The sequence below is a fragment of the Schnuerera sp. genome, assembly GCF_035459645.1.
Taxonomy (GTDB): Bacteria; Bacillota; Clostridia; order Tissierellales; family Tepidimicrobiaceae; genus Schnuerera.
The window spans coordinates 1-7,014 of record NZ_DATHXO010000212.1; the positions used below are offsets into that span (position 1 = coordinate 1).

At 29.1% G+C, this 7,014-nt stretch carries 6 protein-coding genes; 3 read left to right on the forward strand and 3 right to left on the reverse strand.

The window, feature by feature from the left end; translation table 11 throughout:
* The first annotated feature begins 14 nt into the window (after positions 1-14).
* Positions 15-140: a hypothetical protein gene (locus tag VK998_RS05010; protein WP_325226223.1), complete on the forward strand. Its 126-nt coding sequence runs from the start codon at positions 15-17 to the stop codon at positions 138-140.
* Here VK998_RS05010 and VK998_RS05015 read toward each other — a convergent pair.
* Entirely contained in the window at positions 132-1,787 is a 1,656-nt protein-coding gene (locus VK998_RS05015; protein ID WP_325226213.1) for a glycosyl hydrolase family 18 protein, read from the reverse strand. The genes VK998_RS05010 and VK998_RS05015 overlap by 9 nt on opposite strands.
* A gap of 170 nt (positions 1,788-1,957) precedes the next feature.
* Positions 1,958-2,257: a hypothetical protein gene (locus VK998_RS05020; RefSeq protein ID WP_325226215.1), complete on the reverse strand. Its 300-nt coding sequence runs from the start codon at positions 2,255-2,257 to the stop codon at positions 1,958-1,960.
* Between the two features lie 182 nt (positions 2,258-2,439).
* Here VK998_RS05020 and VK998_RS05025 point away from each other — a divergent pair, with 182 nt between their 5' ends.
* Complete coding sequence (locus tag VK998_RS05025) at positions 2,440-3,867, forward strand: aminopeptidase (RefSeq protein ID WP_325226217.1); 1,428 nt, start codon at positions 2,440-2,442, stop codon at positions 3,865-3,867.
* Positions 3,868-3,904: 37 nt separating this feature from the next.
* Here VK998_RS05025 and pepF read toward each other — a convergent pair whose 3' ends face one another.
* On the reverse strand, positions 3,905-5,707 hold the full coding sequence (gene pepF, locus VK998_RS05030; protein WP_325226219.1) for an oligoendopeptidase F: 1,803 nt from the start codon (positions 5,705-5,707) through the stop codon (positions 3,905-3,907).
* Between the two features lie 272 nt (positions 5,708-5,979).
* Here pepF and VK998_RS05035 point away from each other — a divergent pair.
* Positions 5,980-7,014, forward strand: a 1,035-nt coding sequence (locus tag VK998_RS05035) for a BglG family transcription antiterminator (protein ID WP_325226221.1), incomplete at its 3' end; no start/stop codon positions are given.

Sequence of the window (7,014 nt, forward strand, 5' to 3'; positions counted from 1 at the left end):
AACCTAATGAAAAAATGGATAGTAAATTTACCAATGCCCTATTAAAGGCAAAAAAAGAAGGAGTTCATATATTAGCTTACAACTCCTTAGTAACTAAAGATGAAATCAAATTAAATGAACAAATAGAAATATTAATTTAATTTAATCATATTTGAAATAGCTGGCCATATTTCTTCCGTCTCAAAACCCTTTCTCCAAGATGCTACTCCTGGCAAATTGTATTTATTAATTAAAGATGATTTCATTTCAATGGAGTTAGCATCTTCTAACCAAATTTTATAGGCTATACCCTCTTTTGTAGTTTCGCCATAATACTGACCACTTTCCTCATCCCATTCTAATTTAATATTATTTTCTTTGATAAATTTATTTGCAGTCTCCATTGATAAAGCTTGAGAAGAAGTTTTAGCTTCTGAATCTACATCCTCTAATTTCCATAGCCTAGTATAAAAAGGAACGGCCAATACTAATTTATCATTAGGTACTTCTTTCAATACCTCTTGAATAGATTGCTCTACCCAATTATACTGAGCTACAGAACCTGCTATAGGACTACTAGCCCAGTGTTGATCATAGGCCATCAACATTATATAATCCACCGTTTCCGCCAATCTTTTTCTATCAAAACTTAAAGACCAATTTTCCGATGTGGAAATAGGGGTCACATCAATAGATACAGCCATTCCCCTCTCTTTAAAAACCGGATATAATTCTCGAACAAACTGGGTTAATAAATCCTTATCCTTTAAATAAACATTCTCGAAATCTAAATTAATCCCATCAACATTATAATTATCATATAAATTTAATATTTCCTTTATTAATATTTCCCTTGATTTACTGTTTACCAACAACTTTTGAGTAATATCCGGATCAAAACCATTATCTATAAGAGGCCATATTTCATAACCTAAGGATTTATATTTATTAACATATTCATCGTTTCCTTTATCAAAAATATTTCCATATTCGTCGGTAATAGAAAACCAAGTGGGAGAAATTATATTAACCCCATGAATAGGTTCTATACCATCAGCAGACAACATCTTACCATGAGTATAATCCCAGGTTAAGTTTATCCTCTCTTTATTTATGCCTGGTAATTCTTTTTCAATCTGATATATATCGGTAGTAAAATGTATTTTTAAATATTTCTTTTCCATATAACCTATAATCCCATCAAAAGTTCTCACCTTATACCAATCCTTTAACTCCTCAAAAACTGATAGCATGGTACCAACAGGTATATTTTGCAATACTATAGGAGATTTTTTATCAAAATTAACTCGTATATCTCCTTTTTCCAAAATCACTTCCCCTAAAGGATATTTATAATTAGGCTTGTCCAAAACCACTGCATTAGTATCTTTAAAATAGTCAATATTAAAATCATAATGTATATATAGTATTTCTTCTGGAATATAAATCTTTTCTTCTATTTTCTTTATTGGACTGTTAACAAAAAATTCTTTATAATTTGTACTGCCTTTATTCTCTCCTACTACAAATCTAGTTACTCTTTCTTTATCTGTAAATATTACCATTTCTTCTTCTTGATCATAAAATAAATTGTGATCTATATTTTCTTTTATAATATCCAAAGAAATGTATAAAATATTATCATCTAAAATCACAGGTCTATCCTCTAAATACAACTCATCTTCTATAACTAAGTATAGTTCATCAGAAATTGATATAACCTCTTCATCCGTCCTATACGTGTATAAAAAACATCCTACTGCAACTGCTATTACCAATACCAAAAGTACAACAAAAAACTTTTTCATTTATTCACATCCTTTTTAACACTTATTCCTTTGATGAAATAATTATAACATATTATGATATTTTAATAATGAGTAAATTATAATGTTTATATTTTCTTTATCATTTATGAGTAAATCTATTATGATATATCTTTCTAAAAAAAAGCCAAGAAAAATCTCGGCCTTTCTTACTATCTATTCACTTTCATCTTTGTGGCCTTAGGATCTGATAAGGCCTCATATCCTCCCATAGCAGACATGGTAATTATTATAGCATTGATAATTTTTAAAATTATACCACGAATACCAAAACCATTATCCCCAAAGATAAATATTAAAATTAAAGCAATGATAAATGTATAAAACCTAACAAATCCATCTCCAAATTGTTTTTTTATAAAAGATTTTGTAAATTGGACAATAAGTGAAGTTCCAGCAACTAGCCCTACAAATGTAGTCAATGTATCTGCAGACATTAACTCATTATACACTCAAAACACCTCCTAGTATACCACTTGTGATAGCCTACAATTCTATTCTATTCAAATTAGAATTGTAAATATGCTAATATTTTTTATATAGCTGTCTATAGCCTTAACTTATTCTTGACAAGGTAAATATACAAGTATACCATAATAATTAGGATTGTTAAATATTAGTAGGAGGGATATAAATGAGTGATAAATCAAAAGGAAAAAAACTTCAAGAGAAATTAACTCACAAATGGGAAAATGCGTGGGAAGTTTTAGACGATAATGAAAAAAGTATGCTTTTCTCTATCAACGATGAATATAAAAAATTCTTAGATAAAGGAAAAACAGAAAGGGAGTCCGCTAGAGAAATAATTCGAATTGCCTCAGAAAAAGGTTATATATCTATTGATGAACTATTGGAAAATAAAATTAAACCCACTCCTGGAATGAAGATATATGCAAACAATAAAGATAAAGCTGTAGCATTATTTGTGTTAGGAAAAGAAAAATTAGAAAAGGGAATGCACATTGTTGGATCCCATTTAGATGCTCCGAGAATAGACTTAAAGCAATTCCCTCTTTATGAAGATTCAGAGCTTGCTATGTTTAAAACCCATTACTATGGTGGAATAAAAAAATATCAATGGGTTACATTGCCTTTAGCATTACATGGAGTTATGATAAAAGAAAATGGAGATAAGATAGATATTGTTATTGGCGAAGATGAAAAGGATCCGGTTTTCTTTATAACGGATTTATTACCTCATCTTGCTAAAGACCAAATGGAAAAGAAAATGAGTGAAGGTATTACTGGTGAAGGGTTGAACGTTCTAATTGGAAGTATACCCTATAATGACAATGAAATAAGTGAAAAAGTAAAATTAAATGTACTAAATATATTAAATGAAAAATATGGTATAAATGAAGAAGACTTTACTACAGCTGAATTTGAAATAGTACCTGCAGGAAAATCAAGGGATGTTGGTATCGATAGAAGTATGGTTGGAGGTTATGGACAAGATGATAGAGTCTGTGCCTTTACCTCTTTCAAAGCTATATTAGATATTGAATCTCCTAACAAAACAGCCGTTGCCCTATTCGTAGACAAAGAAGAAATAGGTAGTGTAGGAAATACAAGTATGGAATCAAAATTCTTTGAAAATATAGTTTCAGAGCTAATAGACCTTACAGAAGAAAATTATTCTGAATTAATGGTTAAACGTACTTTAGCTAATTCATGGGTTCTTTCAGCAGATACGCTAGCTGGATTTGACCCTAATTATCCAGAAGTATTAGATAAAAGAAATTCTCCTTTTATAGGAAAAGGGTTGACCATAGTTAAATACACAGGTGTTAGAGGAAAAGGTGGTAGCAATGATGCTAATTCTGAATATATAAGTAAAATTAGAAAAATATTTAACGAGAATGATGTAGTTTGGCAAATGGGTGAATTAGGAAAAGTTGACCAAGGTGGTGGTGGAACTATAGCTTATATTCTAGCTAACTACGGGATGGAAGTAGTGGACTGTGGAGTGCCGCTACTAAGTGTACATGCACCTTATGAAATAGCAAGTAAAGCAGATGTATATATGGCCTATAAAGGTTATAAAGCATTCTTCAAAGCATAAATTAAAAACACAAGGGGACAGAGCTGTCCCCTTTATTCTATAATTCTTCTGTCAATTCAATTATTTCATCTATTATATTGCCTATATGCTCTATAGTGTTCATCAATGGTTCTTCAGTGGTAATATCTACTCCAGCTCTTTTAGCAAACTGAACAGGAGTGTAGACCCCTCCAGATTTTAATACTCCAATCCAATCATCAATAGCCTTTTGTCCTTCAGACAATATCCTTCTATTGGCTTCAGTAGCAATAGTTAACCCTGCACTATAAGTATATGGATATAATCCCATATAATAATGAGGTTGTCTCATCCATGTAAGCTCTGCACCTTCATTTATTATTACAGCATCTCCCCAAAACTCTTCCAAAGTCTTTTTCTTTAAATTGTTCAATAAAGTTGCATTAATTGAACCACCATCATCAATGATCTGATAAACCTTTCGTTGGAAAGCTGCTTCTAATAAATGGGTTACAAAATTATGATAATAAGTTCTAGATATAATGGAAGACAACACCCACCTTTTCATTCTTTTATCATCCGTGTTTTTCATTAAATAGTTTGCCATTAACATTTCGTTCATTGTAGAAGGTGCTTCTATACAGTATTGAGAAGGTCTTGAATTAAATATATTTTGATTTTGATGTGCTAAATAAAAATGTCCTGCATGTCCTAATTCATGAGCTAAAACAAATACTTCTCTCATCCTTTCTGTCCAGGAAATCAGTATAAATGGATGACTACCATAAGGACTAGCGCAGAATGCACCAGTAGACTTCCCCTTGTTTTGAACAAAATCTATCCATCTCTCATCAAAAGCTCTATTCACCATTTCTAGATAATCGTCACCTAATACTGATAGTGCACCTTCAACATAAGGTCGTGCTTCTTCTATGCTTATTTCCGGTTCAAAATCTGGATCTACTGCTAGTTTTAAATCCATGAAAGTCATTTTATCTAATCCATGGATCTTTTGGATTAGTTTAGCATATTTTCTCATATGTGGAGCCAAATATTCCATTATTAAATCAATCTGTCTATTATAAAGGTCTTTGTCTACCTTTTGTGAAAACAATAAACTATCAAATATAGAATCAAACCCTCTTAAATTAGCTAATATTTTCTCTTTCTGAACTTGAGTTTGATATGCAGTCGCTATAGTATGTTCATATTCTTTTAACTTGGCTGAAAAAGCATTAAATGCAGCTCTTCTAATTTTTGTATCATTCTCATATTCCCATTCACCTTCAAACAACACAAAACTCAAAGGATACTCTTCTCCGTCCACTATGAAAGTACCAAAATCCATATCTGCAAGCTTAGCTCTATTATATATCTTATAAGGTACTTCTAATACATTAGAAAGAGCTGATAGGGTTTTTTCTACTTCTGGATGTAAAATATATGCTTTTTTCCTTAGAATTTCTTTTAGATTGTTTGCATTTTCTTCTGACTGTTCAATAGCTTCTTGGATTATCTCTTCATCTAACTGGACTATTTCCGATTCAATAAAACTTAAACGACTTCTAATCTCTGACAAAATATTAGATACTTTCATTTCCCTGGTTTGATTTTCTATATTTGTCTGATCTACAGCTACAGATAAAAACGAATATGTACCTAATAACCCTGCAATTTCATAAATATCCCTTACCTTATCTAAACATTCATTAATCTTTTTAGAATTATTCAGTTTGCCTTTAAATTCTTTTTCAGTCTCATCAGTTAAGTTTGTTAACTCTTTTAACTTATCCTCTATTTCTCCTTCCCTTTCAAAGATAGCTGATAAATCCCAAATATACCTTTTGTCCACATCATTTCTCTCTAAAATTTCTTTACCCATAGAAATAACCCTCCTTGTATGTTTCGAGTATCTAATTAAATTATATTATAAGAATATTTAAAGTACAAGGAAGATTCATAATTCATTTAAATATTTTAATGATATAATTAAATTAATAATTTATAAACGTTCTCATTAGTATATAAATTTTCATAATATTGTGAACTATCTTGGTCTTTATGTATATAGTAAATAATTATATGATTTATATAGTGTATCAAGTTTTAAATAAATATCATCCACACTTAATATAAGATGTTTTTCTATGACCTTTGAGGGAAGGTGATATCATTCTTAACAAAAGAAGAACTCAAATTCTCTATGAATTAATAAACAGTAACGATAACTATAGTATAAATGATATGTCTGAAAAATTTAAAGTCACAGAAAGAACTATTAGATATGATTTAGCGGATATAAATCTATACTTTAAAAGAAAAGGTTTTCCTATTTTTTTAGGAGTAGAAAATGGAATAATCAAAATTATATGTAGCAAATTTAATAAAATTAATAAAATTGATTTAATCGAAAATATAAACTTAAAACCGTGTGACTATTCACTATCTCCTAATGAAAGAAAATATTTGATCTTACTAGAATTATTTTTCGCAAAAGATTTCATAACTATAAATTATATAGCGGATAAATTTAAAGTTTGCCGTAATACTATAATAAATGACTTAGATAAAATAAAATCTTTGTTAGTCAAAAATAATATAACTCCTACCTTTCTTCCCGGCAAAGGATTAAGTATTGAAGGTGAAGAAAAAGTTATACGAATGGCAATACTAAAAGTTTTTAGAAAAACTTTATGTTTAGAAAAGTATTTAGAATTAATCCAATACAAATCATATCAATATACAAATACTTATAGTTACTCTAATATTATATCCAATTATATATCAAAAAATATATCAATTAAAAAGGTACAAACCTATATAAATATTTTACAAAATAGACTTAATATTAGATTTTCAGATTTAGTTTATATTGAGTTAATAATATGTTTAGCTACAAGTATACAAAGAATTAAATTAAATAATCACATATCTATTTCAAATGATGAAAAAATAGAAATAATTAATTCAAAAATTTTCAAAGAAGTAAATTCAATAGCTAATAACATATCTAGACAATTTAACATTAATTTCAACATTGATGAAATTATCTACTTTTCTCAACTTTTATTAGGTAGCAATACTATAAGTATTCCAGTAATTGAAGATTATCCTAATTTAAAAGAAAGTATAGATTTTACAAATAAGTTGATTGCTAAAGTAGGCAAATCATTAAATTGGAACTTTACT